Annotated in this window: 6 protein-coding genes and 2 pseudogenes; 4 read left to right on the top strand and 4 right to left on the bottom strand. The window is 61.0% G+C overall.

Features of this window, described 5'->3' with window-relative positions:
* Window positions 1–2: 2 nt before the first annotated feature.
* Window positions 3–11,348: an autotransporter-associated beta strand repeat-containing protein gene (locus ACOCMH_RS12535; RefSeq protein WP_427308493.1), complete on the bottom strand. Its 11,346-nt coding sequence runs from the start codon at window positions 11,346–11,348 to the stop codon at window positions 3–5.
* 328 nt (window positions 11,349–11,676) lie between these two features.
* On the opposite strand from ACOCMH_RS12535, the gene ACOCMH_RS12540 reads away from it, so the two are divergent.
* Both ACOCMH_RS12540 and ACOCMH_RS12545 read left to right on the top strand, forming a co-directional pair.
* Window positions 11,677–11,814 carry a hypothetical protein gene (locus tag ACOCMH_RS12540; protein ID WP_427308494.1) on the top strand — a complete coding sequence of 46 codons (138 nt, stop codon included), beginning with the start codon at window positions 11,677–11,679 and terminating at the stop codon, window positions 11,812–11,814.
* A gap of 733 nt (window positions 11,815–12,547) precedes the next feature.
* Window positions 12,548–12,842, top strand: a pseudogene (locus ACOCMH_RS12545) (DDE-type integrase/transposase/recombinase); the annotation flags it as partial.
* A 365-nt stretch (window positions 12,843–13,207) separates the two neighbouring features.
* Here ACOCMH_RS12545 and ACOCMH_RS12550 read toward each other — a convergent pair.
* Window positions 13,208–13,489, bottom strand: a pseudogene (locus ACOCMH_RS12550) (transposase); the annotation flags it as partial.
* A 199-nt stretch (window positions 13,490–13,688) separates the two neighbouring features.
* Here ACOCMH_RS12550 and ACOCMH_RS12555 point away from each other — a divergent pair.
* Together ACOCMH_RS12555 and ACOCMH_RS12560 are read left to right on the top strand one after the other, a co-directional pair.
* Window positions 13,689–14,627 carry a hypothetical protein gene (locus ACOCMH_RS12555; protein ID WP_427308495.1) on the top strand — a complete coding sequence of 313 codons (939 nt, stop codon included), beginning with the start codon at window positions 13,689–13,691 and terminating at the stop codon, window positions 14,625–14,627.
* A gap of 332 nt (window positions 14,628–14,959) precedes the next feature.
* Window positions 14,960–16,828: a phage integrase family protein gene (locus ACOCMH_RS12560; RefSeq protein ID WP_427308497.1), complete on the top strand. Its 1,869-nt coding sequence runs from the start codon at window positions 14,960–14,962 to the stop codon at window positions 16,826–16,828.
* Between the two features lie 1,982 nt (window positions 16,829–18,810).
* On the opposite strand, the gene ACOCMH_RS12565 is transcribed toward ACOCMH_RS12560, so the two are convergent.
* Complete coding sequence (locus ACOCMH_RS12565; RefSeq protein ID WP_183300929.1) at window positions 18,811–19,782, bottom strand: ParB/RepB/Spo0J family partition protein; 972 nt, start codon at window positions 19,780–19,782, stop codon at window positions 18,811–18,813.
* Window positions 19,779–20,990: a ParA family protein gene (locus tag ACOCMH_RS12570; RefSeq protein ID WP_183300930.1), complete on the bottom strand. Its 1,212-nt coding sequence runs from the start codon at window positions 20,988–20,990 to the stop codon at window positions 19,779–19,781. The genes ACOCMH_RS12565 and ACOCMH_RS12570 overlap by 4 nt, the downstream gene beginning before the upstream one ends.
* Window positions 20,991–21,708: the final 718 nt, after the last annotated feature.

Consider the following 21,708-nt stretch of genomic DNA (forward strand, 5'->3'; position numbering starts at 1 on the left):
ACTTACCAGGAATATTTCATACCCACCTGCGCCTTGCCCGCCGTGTAGTTATGGGCGCCGGTCTCAACGCCGACCGAACCCCAGACACTAACCGATTTCGAGACGTTACCCTGCAAGCCGACCTTGGCCTCAATCCGATTGGCCGGCAGCGCATCGTTCACTGCAATGCCATCAAAGGAAATCGACTGCGAGTTCGGCCCGTGCCACCAGTTCACTTCTGCGAACGGACGCATTTGCTTCATCCCATGGTCGTCGGCGATGCTGCCGTGAAGACGCACGCCAACGCGGGTGGTCACGCTGGTGCCAGATTGCCCGCTCACCACCGTGCCATTGTGTTCGGTGTGGTCATTCGCACGGTAGTTCGACACAATTATCTGAGCCTGCGGCTCGATAAACATCCGGGTATTTTCACTTTCGAGAATAGGGAACGAGTATCCCCCTTCAAGTGAAGCCGCCAGATTGCTCGACTTGTACCGCTCTGTTGGCAGCCCTTGCCCACTCACCGTGTTGTTGAACTTCCCATACATTACCCAGCTATCCACATAGGGGCCGGACAGGACGTCCTGGTTTCCATACCAGGTACCGTACACGCCAGCGCTGTAGCCCTCCACTGAGCCACGTGCGCCGAGTTTGCCGTTGTCGGCCCGGTTGTTGGAACTGCCGTAGGCCCCCATCGCACCAACACGCAAGCTGCCTGAATCACCGAGGTTAAAGCGCGCCACGTCACCACCGGCGTGGACCAGATAACTAGTATCCGACAAGTCCATTCCACCGGCTCCCGTCCGGTTACTGGTCTTGCCAACGACTCGCACCCACGCGTTGGGGTCCGTCACGTCGTTGAGATTCGGGCCCTGCATGCCAGGCGCTTGGCTCTGCCGCTCGTGCAGCGTATGAATCTGCTGCGTGGAAGCGGCAAGCCTGTTGTTCAGGTAGCTACCCACCTCGGGGCGCAACTGCTGGTCGGCAGGCGGCGTCGGCGGACACCGCTCGGCATTGGTTGAGCATTGATTACCGGCAGAGACCAGATACCAGTCGTTGGCAACCCCTGCATTGCCACCTCGCTTGAGGCTATAGTCATAGGCACCGGATGCGATCGTACCAACACCTTGCCTGTAGCCATCCGAAGACGATGACAGGCTGAAAGCATTTTGCTCCGTCGTACCGCCGTTCTGCGTCTCGACCAGACGGATACCTTGATTCGTCTGGGCGCCGTTGCCACCAGCGTGCTTGATAACCAGCGCGGTGTTGCCCGAGGCCTGGCCGCCGTTGATCACCAGCTTGTCCGTGGCGGAACTGTCGTCACCGAGCACCGTATTCAGAACGATCTGCCCGCCATTACCAACGTAGTTGCCCGCGACGGTCAGTACGGCGCCTGGTGTCGTACCTGTGCCGAAATTCACCGTGCCGGCATTGGTCAGCCCGGCCACGGTCTGAGACAAGCCATTGAGCGCGAGCGTCGCGCCGGCCGCCACCGAAAAGGCAGAATTCGGGCTCAGGCTGTTAGCCGCGCCGGCCTGCAGGGTGCCTGCCAGCACGTTGGTTGCCCCGCTATAGGTATTGCTGGTGCTTCCAAGCACCAGCGTGCCGACCCCCGTTTTTTCCAGGACGCCAGGCGCGGTGCCATCCGTAATGCTGCCCGTGAGGGTGGCGGTCAGGCCATCACCGACATTGACGATCGGATCACCGGACAGGGTGATGTTGTTCTTGACCGTGTAGCTGCCCAGAATATCCAGTGCGGTGAATTCGGCCATCGCCACGGTGCCCGTGCCCAATGCCTCGGCATTGCCGATCGCCACCGTACCGGCATTGATATTCGTGCCACCGCTGTAGGTGTTCGTGCCACTCAGCACCGTCGTGCCGCTGCCGTTCTGGTTGACCGCACCGGTGCCGGAGATCACCCCGGCAACGGTCATCGTGTTGTTGCGGTTAAACACCAGCGTGCCGTTGTCGGTCACATCACCGGTGATCGAACCCGTCGCGCCACCGTCGCCCAGTTGCAGGGTCGCACCGCTGTTGATCGTCGTCCCCCCACCATAGTTGTTGGTGCCGCTCAGCACTTGCGTGCCGCTTGCTTGCACCAACGCCAGTTGCGCGCCCGTGATGCTGCCCGAGAAGGTGCTCGACACCGAATCGTTAAGCGTCAGCGTCGTGGCCGTCGACGTACCGTTGGTCACCGTCCCGGCACCCGTCAGGTTTGACAGCGACTGGTTAAAGCCATTCGTATCAAGCGTGGTGCCCGCGTCCACCGTCACCGCACTCGAATGGGCGATGACATTGACTGCGTTGGCCTCCAGCGTTCCGCTCTTCACCGTGGTGGTACCGCTGAAGTCATTGGTGGTGTTCGACAGCGACACCTTGTTGTTCGCTGCAATCACCAGATTGCCCGTACCGGTCAGCTTGGCCGACAGGTCCGCGTCGTTACCCGTCGCCCCGGCCCCCTCGGTCAGGCTCAGGCTCTGCCCGGCCTGCAGATCCAGCTGCTTGAGACCATAGCTCACATACAGACCGTTCTGGCTGGCACCCGTGCTCAAGCCGTAATCGTAGGTGCCCACTGCCACCAGGTTGCCGCCCTGCTGCACATTGACGCTTTGCGCCGCACTGATCGTCTGACCATTCTGGTCCACCAGCGTCAACGCCCCGCCACTACCACGCACCGTACCGGCGGAAACCAGGCGGGTGCCAACATTGACATCGTCCTGCTGCAGCACTGACAACCCGCTCGACGGGGTCGTCGTGGGTACCACGTAGGGAGTCGGTACGGTGACTTGCACCGTACCCGTGCTGCTGACATCCAGCGTGCCCGCCTGGATCAGACTCGTGGCCTGGGTCTGCGCCGGAGCCGAGGCATTGAAAATCGCCTTGCCGCCGTTGAAGGCCAGCCCTTGAATGCTCTGGGTGCCGTCTGCCACCGTGGTCACGCTGCCGCTATCGAGCCGCAAGGTCGACCCCGCCAGGGCACCCGCGTTGGCCCCACCCAGATTGAAGGTGGTGTTCTGCAACGCCACCGTGCCACCAAAGCCCGAACCCGTCGCTGCCGTGGCGAAGTCAAAACTCTGGCCGGCAGCGTTTACCGTCATCAACCCCGTGCCGCTCAGCGTGTTGTTCAGCGTGTAAGCCGCGCCACGCTCCAGCGCCAGCGTCGCCCCATTGGCCACGTCAATTGCACCCTGCACACTCCCCGTAGTGCCTCCGTTGCCCAACTGCAGTGTCCCAGCGCTGATGGTCGTGCCACCGCTGTAGGTGTTCTCGCCCGTCAGCACCGTGGTGCCGCTGCCGATCTGGTTGACCGCGCCGGTGCCGGAGATCGCCCCGGCAATGGTTATCGCATTGTTGCGGTTGAACGTCAGCGTGCCGTTGTTCGTCACGTCACCTACAATCGAACCCGTCGCACCACCGTCGCCCAGTTGCAGCGTGCCAGCCGTGATGTTGGTGCCGCCGCTGTACGTGTTCGTGCCACTCAGTGTCAGTGTCGCCGCGCCCGTCTTGGTCAGCACCCCTGACCCACTGATGACACCACTGTAGGTGGTATCGACATTAGCGTTGGCCGTCAGCGTCGCATTGCCCAGCGTCACGCTTCCCGCACCGCTCAGATTGTTCGCCGTCTGGTTGAACCCGTTCAGATCCAGCGTCCCTGCGGCAGCCACCTTCACGTTCGCGCTTTGTGCAAATGCATTCGCAATACCCGCACGCAACGTACCGCCATTGATCACCGTGTCGCCGCTGTAGGTGTTGACCGCCGACAGCGTCAGCACCCCTGCACCCGCCTTGGTCAGCGTCTTGCCATCCCATCCACTGGTGAACGGGCCCGCTTGGTTCCCCAAGGCCACGTCAACATTGAAGGCATCCGAGGCATTGACCAGTGTGAAGCTGCCATTGCCGTTGGCCGGCCCATCCAGCCACGTCAGCCCATAGCCAACGTTGTAGTCGTTGCCACTTATGCGGCCCGCCACGCGCAGATAATCGACCGGGCTGCTCGCCCCATTGAGCAACACGCTCGCAAAATCGCCCGTGATCCCGCCGGTGGTATGCACCACCGTGAACTGCGAGCCGACCAACGCACTCGCGCTCGTCGGTGCCGCCACGTTGTAGCCCGTCAGGTTCAGCGTGCCGTTCAGACTTGCCGTGGCCGCGGTCACGGCCGGCTGCGTCAGACTGCCCACTGCCGTGCTCAGCGTCGAGCCCGCGCTTTGCGTCAGCGCTCCGCTCAACGTCACCCAGCCGTTGGCCCCGATGGCCGTGTTCGCCCCACTGGCCGTGGTAAGGGTCGTTGCACCAAAACCGCCGGTCTGCCCAAACTGCAAGGTGCCAGCGTTGACCGTCACCGCGCCGGCACTTGAGCCCGCTGCGGTCAGCGCGGCCGTACCCGCGCCCGTCTTGCTCACCGAACCCGTGCCCGACAGCGTATTGGCCAGCGTAGCGTTGCCCACAAAATCCAACTGCAGGGCCGCGTTGTTCACAACCGCGCCCGTCCCCAGCGCCGAACCGCTCTGCGCCACCAGCGTGCCAGCCGTGATGTTGGTGCCGCCGCTGTACGTGTTCGTGCCACTCAGCACCGTGGTGCCGCTGCCGATCTGGTTGACCACGCCAGTGCCGGAGATCACCCCGGCAACGGTCATCGTGTTGTTGCGGTTGAACGCCAGCGTGCCGTTGTTGGTCACGTCACCGGTGATCGAACCCGTCGCACCGCCGTCGCCCAGTTGCAGCGTACCGGCATTGATGTTGGTGCCGCCGCTGTAGGTGTTGGCACCCGTGAGCACCGTGGTGCCGCTACCGATTTGGTTGACCGTGCCGTTGCCGGAAATCACTCCGGCAACGGTCATCGTGTTGTTGCGGTTGAACGCCAGCGTGCCGTTGTTGGTCACGTCACCGGTGATCGAACCCGTCGCACCGCCGTCGCCCAGTTGCAGCGTACCGGCATTGATGTTGGTGCCGCCGCTGTACGTGTTCGTACCGCTCAGCACCAGCGTGCCCGTATCCGTCTTGGTCAGTGCACCTGCGCCGCCAATGACACCAGTCAGCCCGAGCGTTGTCCCGGCGGCCACATCGATCGTGCCGCCATTTGCCGTGACCGTGACCGCACGTGCCGAGTTGAAGCTCGCCGTCGTGGCCAGCGTGCCGCTATCGAAGGTGAGGCCACCGGATGGGCCCCCAAGGTTCGCATCGGCCGATATCTGGAGCTTGCCAGCGCTGATGGTCGTGCCACCGCTGTAGGTGTTCGCGCCGCTCAGTACCAGCGTACCTAGGCCGGTCTTGGTCACACCCGTGGTGCCCTGCAGCACGGCGGCAATGGTTCCGGTCATGCTACCGAACGTTTCCGTACCATCGCCGACTCGAAGGGTGGTATTGCCGGTGCCGGAACTCGTTTCGGTGAGCGTAAGAGGCTGGCCGTTGATCGTATAGCCGTCGACCACGAACTGCACGCCCGACGTTGAAACCTGACCGAAAGTGTTATCGACAGTCACCGTGCCCGGCGTGCCTTGAAACACTGCGAAGAACCCGTTGGTGTATGGGGCATTCGCGCTGCCATCCCCACCACTCCAATTGTCCGCTCCGAGGGTACTGGTATTCCAGATGCCACTGCCACCGTCCAAGTTGCCGTCGTTCTTAGAGGTCGGCGAGGAGCCATCCCAAAAGGCCAGGGGCTGGCCCGTGGTATTGACGAGGTTAATCTGATGGGCAACGCCCATCTGCAGCGTCAGCGTGGTCCCAACGGGCACGGAACCAAGCGCAAGACCATTGTTGGCCAGGGTCCCGGTGTAGTTCAAGACGCGATAGATACCAGGGGCGAATGTCCCACCCGCCGGGGTAGTCACATTGAGCAGCCCGGCGGCCGTGACGTTGCCATTCACGTTGATCAAGTCGCTGGCGGCTACGTTATTGATCTGGCCAAAGGTGAAATTCAGGTTGCTGGTGCTATTGAGCGTCAGGTCCCCGTTAATGGTTAGCGTACCGCTCGTGCCATCCGCATGGCCCGGGGCCAGGCTGCCGCCATTCGCCACGGTCACGTTACCGCCGATGGTGCCAGCGCCGCCTAGGGTCGCCCCCGACGCGACCAAGGTCGCGGACACCTTGCCGTCGACATACAGGCTGCCATTTGACACCGTGGTCGGACCGGTAAAGGTGTTGGCGCCGGTCAGCACCAACGTCCCCGTGCCGACCTTGGTGAGGCCGCCCGTGCCTGATATCAGGCCGGTTTCGGTCAGCGTCGTCCCATTGTCAATATTGAAGGTACCGCCACCGGCGGCAAGCGTCGCGGCACGGCTGGTGCTGAAGCTTGCCGTCGCGCGCAAGCTCCCGCCGTTGAAGGCCAGCGCACCACTGGCGTCCCCCAGGTTAGTGTCGGCCGCGACCTGCAGCGTGCCGGCGTTGAAGTTGGTGCCTCCGGTATAGGTATTGGTACCCGTGAGCACCGTGGTGCCGATGCCAGCTTGCGTCACCGAGCCGCTGCCAGAGATCGAGCCAGCGTAGGTAATGGTATCGCTACGGCCGAACGCAAGCCTGCTATTGTTCGTGATGTTTCCGGCAAACGAGCCTGACGTTCCACTACCAATCTGCAGTGTGCCGTCCTCAATGGTGGTCGTGCCGATGAAGGTGTTGGCACCGGTCAGGATTGTCGTGCCACTGCCGATTTGCTCTAGCGATCCGACCGTGCCAGAGATCGGTCCTGCATAGGTACTGGTATCGCTGCGGTTAAAGGCCACCGTGCCGGTCCCGCTAATTCCGATAGACCCGCCCATCGAGCCCGATGTGCCACCGTTACCGAATTGCCAGCGACCCGCGCTGATGGATAACCCGCCCCCGTAACCCGTGTTGGCGGTGAGAACCACCGCGCCATTGCCTGTTTTCCGGAGCGCGGCCGAACCGGCCATGGTTCCCGCCTGAGTCAGTGTCTGTCCGTCCGCCACATAGAGCGTGCCGCCCCCTATGCCGGCAATCCAGTTCAAGCCGTGGGTCGAGGTGAAGCTCGACGTCACCCCCAGTACAGCAAAATTGCCCAGGCTAATCCAGCTGCCGGCCGCCCCGAGATTAGCATCGGATGACACCGACACAGAGCCGCCGTTCGTCATGTTCAGTGCGCTGAAGCTGTTGTTGCCAGTTAGCACCAAATTGCCGGTCAGGTTGAGCGTGCCGCCGGAAATAACCCCATTCGCGGTGAGGGTCCCTGCAGTCGAGCCGAGGCCACCCGAGCCGCTTATAACGATATTGCGTGCCGACGCAAGACTGGTTGTAGCAAGCAGCCTCGCACCGTTGCTCAGGGTGACACCACCCGACGAAGCGCCAAGGCCGGCATCGGAATTCACCAGAACGGTACCGCCGTTCACCACGGTACCGCCGGCATAGATGTTGGTACCATTCAGCGTGAGGGTGCCGCTATTGTTCTTGATGAGCGGTCCGCTTCCCGACACCACCCCGTTCATCGTCAGCGTGGTGCCATTGGCAACGTCGAACGTGCCGCCGCCCGCACCGAGTGTCGTCGCCCTGACCGAGGTGATGTTAGCCGTCGTGGCCAGAGTCCCCCCGTCGATACTGAGTGCGCCAGAGGCGGCGCCAAGGTTGGCGTCGGCCGCAACTTGCAGCGTGCCTGCCGTGATCGCGGTTCCACCCGTGTAAGTGTTAGTGGCGCCTAGGACTGTCGTGCCGGCACCTGCCTGCCGCACTTGTCCGCTGCCCGAAATCACGCCGTTGTAGGCGTAGCTATTGCCTAAATTGAAGGTGAGCGTGCCGTTGTCAACGACGTTGCCGGCACCGAGTGTGCCCGTCGTCCCGCCGTTGCCGATTTGCAACGTACCCGACGAGATCGTGGTGAGGCCTGTATAGGTGTTGGCACCGGTCAGAATGGTCGTGCCGGCCCCCCTCTGATTGACCGTGCCACTTCCCGAGATCACACCGCTGAAGGTGCTGCTGTCACTGCGATTGAAAGCGAGTGTGCCGTTGTCAAGGACGTCGCCCACGATCGATCCGCTTGTACCACCGTTGCCCAGTTGCAATGTACCGCCGGACACGGTGGTACCACCCGTATACGTATTGGCGCCGGCCAGCGCCAGGGTGCCAAGATCGGCCTTGATCACACGCGTGGAGCCCTGCAGCACCGAGCCAATGGTCGCGCTGTACCCGGCCCCGGCCGCGGTGCCGTCCCCCACCCGTATGGTGCTGGCGTTGCTGCCACTGGTCGTTTCGACCAGGCTGATGGGATTACCCGTGACGGTATAGCCATTCACGCCAAACTGCATGCCCGAGCTGGTCACCTGGCCAAGGCTGTTGTCTACCGTGACGGTACCCGGCGTGCCCTGGAACACCGCGAACGTGCTGTCGCCATAGGGGCCATTGGCCGTGCCGTTGGCATCGGTCCAGTTTTGATTGCCGGCCGAACTCTGCCAGACGCCGGTGCCACCGTTTACCGCGCCATTGTTCGGATTGGCGGCATCCCAGAAACTCATCGGCACATTTGCAGATGTGACGAGGTTGACCTGGTTGGCCACCGAGGTTTGTAAGGTGTTTGTCGTCCCAGCCGGCATCGTACCGAGCGACAAGCCGTTGTTGGTCAACGTACCGGTGTAGTTGAACAGGCGGTAAGTCCCTGGTCCGAACACGCCGCCAGCGGCCTGGCTCACATTGAGCGTGCCGGCCAAGGTCAGATTACCGTTGACCTGGGTCAGGTCATTAAAACTGCCACCCACCGTGTCGGCTTGGCCCAACCGGTACCGCAGAATGGAGCCCCCGCTCAAGGCAAGGTTGCCATTGATGGTCTGCGTGCCAGGACCGGCAACACTGCCTGGGGCGAACGTTGCACCAGACGCGATGGTGACATTGCCGCCAATGGTGCCCTTTCCGCCCAGCGTGGCGCCGCTGGCCACCGAGATCAACCCATGTGCCCCACTGGAATTGCCGTCGACGTACAGCGCCCCCGCCGAAACCGTGGTAGGTCCGGCATAGCTATTGGTGCCCGTCAGCACGGTGGTGCCGGTACCGGTCTGGGTCAGTGAACCAGTACCGGAGATCGCGCCGCCATAGCTGTAGGTGTCGCTGCGATTGAACACCAGCGCAGCATTATTCGTAGTATTGCCAGCGCCAAGTATCCCCGACGTTCCGCCGTTGCCCACCTGCAGCGTGCCCGCGCTGATAGTCGTAACCCCTGAATAGGTGTTGGTCCCCCCCAAAACCAGCGTGCCGGTATTCGTCTTGGTAAATCCCCCTGCCGAGTTCCCATTGCTGATCACCCCGTTCAGGGTCAGGGTCTGGCCATTGGCGACATCGATAATGCCGCCGCCATTGCCGTCATTCAGCGTCACGGCGCGTGTGCTATTGAACGTGGATGTGACGGCAAGCGTGCCGCCATTGAAGCGCAGCGTGCCCGACGTGGCGCCAAGATTGTTGTCCGCAGAGATTTGCACCACACCGCGGTCAATCCGCGTGCCGCCCGTATAGGTGTTGGCGCCGCCGAGGACGGTAGTACCCGCACCAGATAGAATCCACTGCCCGGCGCCGGAAACGATGCCATTGAGGGTAAGTGTCGTGCCCGTTAAGACGTTAAGACCCACGGTGCCACTGTTAAGAACAAAGCCGCGCGCCGTCGCAAAACTGCCGGTGGTCAGCAAGTTGCTGCCCCCCGACAATTGGACTCCACCCAACGCACTGCCGAGGTTGGCGTCAATCGACACCTGGACTGAGCCACCATTGATAAACGTGCCACCGGTGTAAGCATTGTTCCCCTTGAGCACCAACGTTCCCAACCCACCCTTTTGCAGACTACCGGTGCCGGCTATGTTGCCGTTGACTGTCAGCGTGGTGCTACTAGAGGTATTGAAACCACCGAGACCGCTCGACAACGTGAACGTTCGACCGGTACTGAACGTCGATGTCGTTGTCAGATACGCACCATTGCTGAGGGTCACCCCGCCCAGAGCCGCACCGAGACTACCGTCACCGGCAATCGATAACGTGGCAGCGTTGACGGTAGTCCCTCCCGTATAGGTGTTGCTGGCGTTATTCAAGAAGACAGTGCCGCCGGTTACCGTCACGCCACCATTGCCGGAGACCACTCCGGCCAGGGTCAGCGTGCCACTGGTTGAACTGAATGAGGCGGAGTTGTTCAGCGCAATGGCGCGCGACGTGCTGACATTGGTCGTGGCTTGCAATGCGCCACCGTTGAACGTCAGCGCGCCGGTGGCCGCACCGAGGTTAGCGTCGGCCGAGATTTGCACGGTACCAGCATTGATGGTGGTGCCGCCGATATAACTATTGGCACCGCCAAGGGTCAGGGTGCCAGGCCCGTTTTGAATAACCGTACCGCTACCCGAAATCGCGCCGCTAAAGCTGTAGGCATTGCTGCGATTGAAAGCCAGCGTGCCATTGTTGGTCACCGCTCCGGTGCCAAGCGTTCCAGTCGTGCCACCATTGCCGGTCTGGAGCGTTCCCCCAGCGATCGTCGTAACGCCCGTATACGTGTTGGTGCCCGTTAAGATCAGCGTGCCAGTGTTCGTCTTATTTAGCGCGCCACTGGCATTCCCGTTGGAAATGACGCCACTCATCGTCAGTGCAGTCAGCGGCGCCACGTCAATCGTGCCCCCGCCAGCATTGAGCTTTACCGAACGCGCCGTACTGAAGGTGGCCGTGGTGGCCAACGTGCCGCCATCGAATGTGACGCTGCCCGCTGCAGCGCCCAGGTTCGCATCCGCCGAGACCTGCAGCGTGCCTTGCTTGATGATGGTGCCGCCGCCGTACGTGTTCGTGCCCGTCAATATCAGCGTGCCAGCGCCGCTCTTGGTGACAGAAGCCGTCGTCCCTTGAAGCACGCTGCCGATCGTGGCGGTCACACCAACATCGGTCGTGATGATCGACGGCGTGGTCCCAAAATTAATCGTGCCACCCGTGAGCACGTACCCGGTCGTCTGGAACCCTATATTCTGGACGTTCACCGTACCGCTTACGGTAACGGTGCCAGCGGTGCCACCAAAGGCGGCGCTATCTCCGGTGGCGTTGTTCCAGGGAAGCGAAACCGTGCCGTTATACCAAGCCGAATTCGTGAGGCTGGTGTCCCAGGTGCCACTGCCGCCTGAATTGGGCCCCGTGGGCGACCACACCAAGTTGGCGCCAATAGCAGACGAGCTTAACGTGCTCAACAGCAGCAACCTCGAAGCCGAAAGCGCCACAAACGAGACATTTACCCGGCCACCGCTCGCAGATGTGGCGACCGACCCGCCTACAGCATTCGCCCCCGACCTCCCTCCTGCCCGCCTTGCCATGCGCTTGGCACCACTTTGCTTGCCCGTGCGCGCCCGCGCAAGCTCCGACACTGCCTGCAGCACCCCCAAACTCACATTCCAGACGAGGCGATAGGTCTTATTCATAGTAAGTACAAGAAATTCTTGAAGCGCTTGGACGGCTGAAGGGGCCGCCCCTCGGAATCGTAGAAGCTGGTTGGGTTAATGCGGGTTCGTCGGCAGGTCTTTTTAAGTTGACGAGCCCTTTGCTTTGCATACGTACATCTCGCGTTTGAGCAACTATCCGGTACCCGAATATGATCGGTTGCAGTTGTATATCCGGCCTTGTTGCAGCCAGTTTTTTGCTGCAGGCCTCGATGCAACTATCCCTGCATTGCCGATCGGAACGTAGTGACCGGTGCGGCGCAGAACACCGCTTTCGAGCACCACGTCACAGGAGACGCGCAAGTCCGGCATGTTCTCGGGCGGCGGCGCCTCTGTGACGATCGACAAGCAACAGATCAACCAGTTCGAGCGGAAAAATTCCGCCACCTTCAACGCCGCTGCACTCATTTGGATTACCCTGTTGATGGATCATCGTTATGCTGTGTAGATAGAAACGACGCCGAAAGGATCAATGCTGATACACGAAGGCATTCAGGATTCGAGACGGTGGCCGGCCGCTACCGGGATAAAAGACCCCACGGAAACCTTTGAGTGGGTCACAAGCGCGGATGGCGCCGCCAAATAATAGCCTTGCACCCAATTAACACCGGCCTTCCGAGCCAATTCCAGGTCAATCTCGTTCTACACCTTCAATTGCGACATCCTGACCGATACCTTTCGCGAGCTTGACCATACCGATCAACTGAGACAAGTCACTTTTCTTACTTCTTATGGAAGCGATATATTTTTTATCCATTTTTATCAGATCCGGAGCACCCATCTAGCGGGCGCATCAGACCCGACTGTTCTAGCGTCGGAATGAAATCTCCTGCCATTCGCGATGGGTTCATCGTCGCCCACGCGAGCCCGTGTCAGGCATTCAAAATAGGAGATTCTCCTGATGTCAGGACTGTCAAAAATTGGCTGGAAATTGGAAGAAGAGCGCATCATTTCGGATCGCCCAAAAATGTGCTCAACAACGCACACATCAACGAGTGCGGAGAATCATCAGACGCACATGGGCCATTGCGTTCTCCATCAGAACTCTTTCATACTGCTTTCATCATCGCACTGGCAGTAATCCGGATTTCTGAACTTTTTTGAAGGGCGGTTCAAGTACGAAGTGCAACACCCCGCAGGGTTAACTTCTGACGAAGCGGCGTAGTGTCTTGGACTTTGGCTCGGTGACCATCGACGGCAGCGCATCCAACCTGGCGGCCCTGCACGACGTCAACGCCGAACGAGAAACACCCATCACTAATCCGGCAGGTCAAGTACCTGAACAACATTGTCGAGCAGGACCATCGAGCCATCAAACGCCTGACCCGACCGATACTTGGATTCAAGAACTTTCGCTGCGCGCGCATCCTGTTGGGCGGTATCGAGCTCATGCACATGATTGCCAAGGGCCAGATGCAGTGTCACGAAGGGACCAATCCCTCCGCTGCAGAGCAATTCTATTCACTGGCAGCATAAGTCAGTGGTGCCCTCGGGCGTCTTCTCGTCCTCGCTCCCTTACCGCGACAGAGCCCTCGGGTTTCAGGTCAATCCGGTAGCACTGGCCACATCAACACAGCCACCTTCTTTTCTGTTTCTTGAGAGACTTCACACCTAGCGCAGCTGCCTCTGCGCCATGACGATCACGGCCGCTGCCGCTGCGATGGCCGCGATCCAGTGGTACAGGTGCTGGCAGGCAATGAAGACGGCCTGCTTGTCCACCAGCGCGCTCAGCTGCGCGAGGGCCGCGCCGTGGGCCTGGCTGGCGCTGTAGCCCCAGCTGCTCGAAGCGGTGCTGCGCCTGGGCCAGCCACTGCACGGCAGCAGGATTGGCAGGGCTGGTTCACCTCGCGCGGCAATCTCCGCGTGGTACGGCTTGCTGTCGTAGGCGCCGTCGCCTCCGATGGTATCGATCGATGTATCAGCCGGGATCTGGCCGAGCAGGTCGGCCAAAACTTCGCCAGCGCCAACGTCCTGGTTATCGGTGCAGCACAGATTTGGCCGGTGTTCGCGTCCATTCCGAGATGGACCTTGCGCCAAGTCCGGCGCTTGGACCCAGCGAGCTTGCGAACCTTACACTCGCCTTCGCCGTAAAGCGTCAGCCCAGTGCTGTCGATCACCAGATGCTCCGAGTCTGGAGGTGGGGCAGCCGCTTCCGCCCCGCCTGACGTTTTTTCCTTTTCCCGCACACGCTGCGGGTCGTGCGCAGGCCGGACACGGCCTCGCGCCGTCACCATCGCTATCGGCAAACGCCAGCGGACCCGGATTTGACGGAACGCATCATCCTACTGGCTGGATGCGCCAGCTTTGATGGACTACCGGGCCATGGCACGTCATTTTCGACGCCATGTGGTACCTCGCACCGCGACCTGGCTGGCCAGAATCTTCCGGTATCCGCATCCCGCCGTGGCCGCCGTGACCGCGGCGCGTCACCCGCAGGCGACGCTCGTCATGACTGAATGCCTGTGGGCGCGCAGTGTCGAACCGAATGTCGATCTGCGCCGTTGGCCCTATCGGCCGCCACCGGCTGGGGTATTCGGCGACTTGAGCGAGCAGGTGATGCTACACGCGTCCATCCATACGCCGAATCGGTCGTTTTCCGGGACACCGGATCACACGTGGCTGGCCTACCATGCGGCGGCGGTCACGTTGCTTCAGCTTTGGGCGCTGGCGGAGCAGCGTGTTCGCGATACGCTGGAAGGCGCTCACTTGCATTGTCCGGACGCCGGCGAGATCGCGACCGGCCCGCGCCGTCACGCTACCTCCCTCGTTGAGCCTGTTATTGCTGCCAGCGAGACGTGGGGGCCCATCGCCCGGCCTGGCAAGGCAGCGCGCTGCTATCGCGCCATGCGGCACCGTCAACGCCGCCGGCGTGCCATTGTGGCGCAATGGCAAGGTCAAGGATCCGCGCTGACGTACTGGGCAGAGGCCGGCTGGTCGGTCGCGGCCGCCCTCGCCCCCGCCAATGCCGATCTCCGCAGGCGGCGCCTGCTCGGCGGGCCAGAGCGCGGCACGAGGTTTTGGATTTACCAAGAGGCTGGCGGCGCGTTTGTCGCACGACCTGTGCGACGGGCGAATTCAGACAGTTGGAGAAACGCCCCGAGCCGCTATCATGGGATGACGGTCCCCCCTGCTCCGCTATCGCCCGATATGAGGTTGCCTGACCACGCCGTCATGACCGTGATCACCTACAACATCAGGTGCAACCGGCTACAACATTATGTTGTGAGCGTGATTCGCGGTTCATGCGTGCAGTGTAGTTGACCGCCATTTACCTGATAACTGGTATTATCAGGTTTAATTTTTTCCGTAATATAGGGGCTTTTGCAGCGTGCACTTAGGTTCACGGCGATATTTCGGGGGTGGCGGCAACGACGCTGGGGGGCCGTTTAAGAGGCGTTCCCTGCCTTACCGGGCGGGGAAGCTGAGGCGCAATAGAGGCAGTGTAGCCACAAAATGCGTGTCCCGCCACCACCTTGCGCAAGCCAGATTCCATTGAGGCAATGGCGTGCCACAAGGATTCATGCCGCACAAAGGTTCGGCAAGCGGCCAATTATTATCAGGTAAGATGCAACCATTACTTAACTCCGTCCAGTATGGCTCAGCATAACAACGTCGCCGCAGCCAATCCGCGTTATACCCGCGCCGACTTCACGGCGCTCCGCTTCCGCCTCAACCGCATTCCCACCGCGCACATCCTGTCTCGCGTCTATGACGAGGAGGCGCTGCAAGCCGCAGGCATCGAAACGCCGGCGCAACTGGAGGCATGGCTCGACGCCATGCGCGACCATTTGGTCGAGCGCGTGTGTCTAGCCAACCCGTACCTGTCGGAAAGTCTAGCCGACGCCCGCCGCTTCAACCGCTGGCCGAAAACGGCCATCGATTACCTGGTACGGGCCGCCGATCAGGATTTCTCGCGGCCGCAACCGGACGATCCGGTGTCAGCATGGCTGCGGCCTATCGTCTTCCGGACGCTGCGTCAGGAACAGATTCACACGCTTGCGCAGCTACATACCTATATTGCGCTGCGGGGCAAGCATTGGTACCTGCCGATCCCAAGGCTTGGTGTCGGCAAGGCGCGCGCCATTGAGCGCTGGCTGCAGGGCCATGCCGCCACCCTGGGCCCGCTCGTGGTCGCTGACGACACGCCGCAAACAGCGTTGGTTGAACTGGACCCGGATCTCGGCCGCAATCTGGTGCCGCTGGAGCAGGTTGGGCGGGTGGTGTCTGCGCTTGACGGCAGCCAGGGCCGCAATCGCGCGCCGGGCTTTTGTCTCATCGCCGCGCGCAATGATCTGGAGGCCATCCACGCGTACCTCTACCGGTTCCGCGACCGGGACAAGACGGCCCGTGCCTATCAGAAGGAATTGGAGCGTTTCCTGCTCTGGTGTGTGGGCGTGCGCCGCACCGCGCTCTCCAGCGTGAGCGCCGAGGATTGTGAACGCTACAAGGATTTCCTGGCACAGCCGGATCCGTCCTGGATCGGCCCCAAGGTCCCTCGGACCTCGTCGCGTTGGCGCCCCTTTGCGGGCGTGCTTCAGCCGCAATCCCAGCGCTACGCGGTGCTGGTACTGCGGGGTTTTTTTTCCTGGCTGGTGGGCGTGCGCTACCTTGGGGGCAATCCCTGGCTGCTGGTGCAGGACCCATTGACGGCGCGCCGCGAGGTACCGCTCGCGGTCGAAAAGGCGTTGCCAGCGCGCCTCTGGGATGCGCTCGCTCGGCCGGATGGCATCCTTGATCAGCTCTGCGCCAAGTGGCCAGCGTCGTTGCTGGCGACGACGCTGGCCGCTCCACTGACCGCAAACGATGCCGACGCACCGGGAGCGCAGTACCGTCTGGCACGCGCGGCGGTGCTGCTGTTGGGGTCGACCGGCGCGCGCCGGGAGGAGGCCGCCCGCGCGCTGCGTTGCCACCTCAAGCCTGTGCCGGAGCACGCCGGCATGCCCACCGGGCTTTGGGAGCTGGCGCTACTCGGGAAGCGCAACAAGTGGCGCACGGTTTTTCTTCCGCAGCGAGTCATTGCGGCATTGCGCGCCCACTGGAACGACCGAGGTCATGATTTCGAGGACGGAACTCAGTCGCTGTCGCTAGTGTCGCCCGTGGTGGTGCCCTCCACTCCCACGGCACAGGCGAAGCACCTCAGCCTGGAAGACAGCCAGCCGGCTTTGACGGGCAAGGGATTCTCGCCGGACGGGCTGTACCAGGTGCTGACCGTAACGCTGCTGCGCATAGCCGATGATGCCACGCTGCCACTGGTAGATGCTGAGCGTATTCTGCTGCGCCAGGTATCGCCCCATGCGCTGCGGCATACGTTTGCCACCCATGCGGTCGCCAACGACATGCCACCGGATGTCCTCCAGCGGCTGTTAGGCCACGTCTCGCTGCAGACGACGTCGTTGTATGTGCGTGCGGAGCGGGCCCGCAGCCTCACGGCCGTAGCAAAACTTTTCCCAGATTCGGAGTAGGCACGGCGCCGCGGTGTCCCGATTTGGGAATCGGCACCCACCGCGATTTCCGTCGAGCGACTGTCCCAACTTGGGACAACCCCCTGCAGCAATTCATTCAGAAGCGCCTCTCAGCCTTGCGCACAAGGGCCCGAGGGGTCCTTGCGCGTGAGCCCCGGACGCCTTCTATAGACGCGGTGCAAGTAAGCGCGTATTAAAGGGAAGGCGGCATGTCGGTGAGAAGGGCTCAAGCTCATCGGAGTGTCCCAACTTGGGAAAACTGGCCCATGGATGATCAGATCTCTTCTCCCCGGCGGCCGCGCGTTGAGCGGCCCTTCCGCAGTGGGCTATTGGAGAATGCTTCTCCACGCGGCCTCGCCGCGACGCCCGTACAACTTGGGACGGCCTTGACCGGAGTCGTTTGCCCGCAACTGTCCCAAGCCGGGACACCGCGCCCCTCAAATTCGCCATGATTCTTCCTTCAGAGGCGGGGTGACTGTGCGGATGGTAGGCCTCTATCTTGGCTGGCCCAGGCTACCGTGCACTGTTGTTGATGCGAAGCTATCCCGACTTGGGGCAGTGTCTCCTCGGCGCCGCCGAAAGCGACGCCATAACGGTACGCCGGTGGCAACTCCAGAGGTTGGCCCACTGCACTCAAATCTTTGTCCTTTTCCGCGCGCGACGGCCTGGCGGCACTGCTGACATAAAGACGTGGGCGCGGAGCGTTATCGTCATATCCGAGACTCGACATCGCGCCGTCCCAACTTGGGACATCTGAGGCTCACGACCCCTACGGGGAGCTCCTCCCAGTAGTGCCCACGTCGATGCGTTGATTTGGGGAGATTGCCGCAGTCATGAGGGCGAGCTCAGGGGCTTCGTCCCAACTTGGGACAGTCTTACGGCGACGCACTCGTCCGAAAGTGCCGCAACCAACCAGGGAGAGGAGGATGGCGCGGCACAATGGCCTCATGTCATCGACCCGGGGCGCCGCGCTCTCCAAATTTGGGACAGTCGCTGGCGAAGCCCAAGCTCCTCCCATAGATCCTCTATGCCAGGCCGCCAACACCGGGCACCGCCCGTGCACTAAGATTCCTGGCTCTTCGCCCACTCACCAAGATCTGTCCCAGCTTGGGACAGATTCGCGCACGCGCGCCTGTCGCCCCGTCCGCCGACACGCCTGCCCGATAGTCAAAAGCCTCCGACCAACGGGGGGCCGACTCTGGAATGCCCGCGCAAAGCGTTTGGGAGCTGACAATGCAAGCCGTCAGTTACACCGTCGGACTGCGGTCTCCGACCGTAGCCTCTGGATAATTGCCTCGTCACGATCGACGGTCTGGTGTGCTTAACGGAATCCGGGCAACGACGCCGGGTAACGATGCGACTGTCCCAAGTTGGGACGGTCGGGAACGAGCGCCTTGTGACTGCGCATTGAACGCGCCACGGCGCACCAGACAACGACGGAAGGTGTCACTGCGGACGAGTGTCAATCCACAAGCGGCGGAGATCTCTCTGGGGCAATTTGGGCGCTGACCGCTCAAGACTAGGGCGCAACATGGAGCAGCCCCGCCCTTAACTCACTCGCCCTGAGGTGTCCTAGCGTTAGCAACTACGTGACACTGTCCCAAGTTGGGACGCCTATACCAAGTCGATGCGCAATTCCGGCGACATCCCCGTGAATCTTCCGCGCGGGAACATGGAAATAAGGCAATGCTTCTGCCCGTCTCGAGCTTCAGGCCGTCTGCTGGGCAATGCGTGAAGGAGGCATGGGTGTCCAACGCCTGCTGCGTTCGCCCCCTTGAATGCGGGTGAGGACACCACTTTTTCCCTGCTGCTTAGGGCGCCGTGGTACACACCGGTCCCGACTTGGGACACTCTGTAGGCGACCCTTTTCAACATTACGCCGGAAAAGCCGCTCGACCGAGCGTTGGAATTGGTGGTCGATGCGTCAAGCGGTCAACAAAAAACCCGCCTTCGGCGGGTTTTTCTTGTCACGTTCGCAGCGCTTACTTCGGCTGGTGATGGAACGTCTCGCTGATTAGTTGGCGAATCTGGGTCTCGAGGGCTTCGCTAAGAACATTGCCCTTGATCTTAACAGTAAAGCCATTGACGTCCTTCGTGATCGAGCCAGCATGTTCCTTTCCGGAAAAAAACTTGTCAATGCTGCGCTCGCTCGCTGAACTCGCAGCCTCAGCCCGACGGGTTGCTAGCGCCTTGATCGCACCTGCCGCCTTGCCCTGATCCATCTTGCCCGACGCCACCAGCGGCCAGATTTCCTTCGCTGCGGCATCGCCGGCCTCGCCGTACTTGCGAATCGTCATGACGATGGCTTCGGCAGCTGTCCCACCAAGCAGGTTCGGCTGAAGGTCGAGATCCCGAATGATATAGTCAGGCAGCTGTGCGAAGCTAAGGAAACGATAGAGGCCGCTTCGCGAAAGCCCAAGGGCTTCAGCCAGGCGGGCACGAGAGGGAAACTCCTTCTCCGTTTGCCGAATGGATAGCGCAATCTCATAGTCAGACAGATCATCACGGCTGACGTTTTCCACGAGCGCCAGCACCGCCATATCAGCGTCCGACGGCTCGGCGACTACCGCCTTGATGGTATCTGCGCCGAGCATCTTGTGAGCTCGCCACCGACGTTCACCCGCGACGATCTGATAGCCTGATTCGGCGCGGCGTACCACGATGGGTTGCATCAATCCCACTTCCCGGATCGACTCAGCCAGGTCCGAGAGCTTCGAATCGTTGAACACCCGTCGGGGTTGCCAGGGGTTCGGGCCGATCTCAGCGACAGCAATTTGCGAAGCGACCCCGGCGGCTTCGAGTTCCTGCACCCGCATCTGTGCGACAGCCAGCGCTCCGGCCAGTCCCGGAGCCGTTTGGGTACGCTCGTTGCGCTTGATCTCGTCCTTCTGAATCGCCGACGTCTTGCGGATACCAGCGGTCTTAGCCAATAGCTGCTCTCGCATATTGCTCATTGCGCGCTCCTCCATTTTTCTGCATAGATTTCATCCAGCCATCGGCAATAGTCCACAATCGGCTGGCGCACCCGCTGCAGCGATTTCGCAGCGCTATGGGTACTGCTCACATCAAATACGGTCGAGAAGGCCAAAGCCCCGGTGCTCATCACGGAGCTGGCGGGCACTTCAATCGAATGCAGCCAGCTTTCATAAGCGCTCTGGGCCCATGCCCGAACTATGGGCGCAGACGATGTGCGCCCATAGTCGACTTTGGAGAGCAGCAGCGACACGAAGTCGTATTTCTTGTCTGCTTCGTACTTGATAAAGCTCTTGGAAACATCCGAGAACAACCGCCAGAACGACAGCGAACTAATGAAGTCGAGGTTCTCCGGGACCATCGGCATCACCATCGCGTCGGCCGCCATGAGCGCATTCAAGTTCAGATACGACAACGAAGGCGACGTGTCCATCAGGATATAGTCATAGTGCTTTCGTAATGGCTCCAGCCCTTCCCTCAGCACTGTCCAGAAACGGAAACCCGGCTTTACCTTTTGCATGGCAGGCAAATGGAACTCTGCTCCGATCAGCTCGGTATGTGCCGGAATCAGATCCAGACCGTCCCAATAGGTCGACTGCACCTGGCCCAGCAAGCCACCTTCAATTTGCTGGTCATAGATATAGGGCAGCACGGAGTCGTCCGGTGAAACGTCCTTCTCGGCGTACAACCCACACAGCTCCGAGAGCGAAGCCTGCGGATCCAGGTCCACCACCAACACTTTCCGGCCGCGCAGCGTCAGCCCTTGGGCGAGGCACATCGTGGTCGTGGTTTTGGCCGACCCACCCTTCAGCTGGGCCGTGATGATAATCTTGCCTTGGGGCTCCCTCGTTCCAGTGACCAACGGCGTCTGATACACGTCCGAGACCTTCTGCACCCAAATGCGCGCCTCTTCGAGCGTAAAAGTCCGCGTGCGCCCGGTCCCCGCGGCAGTGCCTGGCGGCAAGTCACCATCTCCCTTGGTGGCGAGGTACTGCACCTGGGAATGCGAGATGTTGCACATCTCGGCAATCTCCCCGGTTTTATAGACTGGAGCGGTTTTTCTTGGGCGGGGCGCGAGTATCGTCTCGCGAAGCTCATCCGTGAAAATCGTGACCTTTTCCGCGAACTGGGATATCTGCTCAAGCGGAACAGTTCGATCAACGGCAGGAAGTTGGCTTGTTTTCACCATTCTGAGGTTTTTCCACAAAATTCCGGAAACCTCAGAATACAGGAAACGGTTGAGCAACGCCTTATAAACCGCTGTTTTCTAAGCCAACTTTCCCAAAAAGCTACAGTTTTGCTGAAATCTTAGGCAGTTATAAGGCGTCTTCCCCTCCACAAGGACCGCAAGGTGCCTACATATCTTCCCTTGCGACGCAGGACCCTGCACAAATGACCTCACCATCAGAGGCGCGAAGACCCGACACCGTCGCCCGTATGCCGTAAAGCCGGAAGCACCATTGCAGAATTCTGCACAAGCAACCTCACCTTGACCTCTGCCAGATCGGCGATGGCGTCCGCGCGCAAGATTTGCGGAACCCGAGGCAGGGTTTCCTCACCAGATGCGTTAATCGTGCTGGCTCCGCCAATGCAGCGGCCTTCCCATAAAGGTGAGGTTGATTGTGCTTGCGAAAGCGGTGCGCACAATTAACCTCACCAGTTGTGCCCGCAGGTCTTGCACAATGGACCTCACCTATACGGCCGCACATAGAACCTCACCTTCAATTGCTGGCGGAGGTTTGGCATTGCGGCATGCGAAAGGGCATCAATCGAATTCATGCAACGGCCATTCGCGCCCCGTGTTGACGTCCGAGAGTAGTCCCTGGAATCCCCCAACATGACGGATGGGCGGTGGTTCTGCCGAGCCGTCTCCTCGGCTTCAGTTCCGGGACCTCTGAAAGCTCATG

The sequence above is a fragment of the Cupriavidus sp. H39 genome, from assembly GCF_050271075.1.
Classification (GTDB): domain Bacteria; phylum Pseudomonadota; class Gammaproteobacteria; order Burkholderiales; family Burkholderiaceae; genus Cupriavidus; species Cupriavidus necator_B.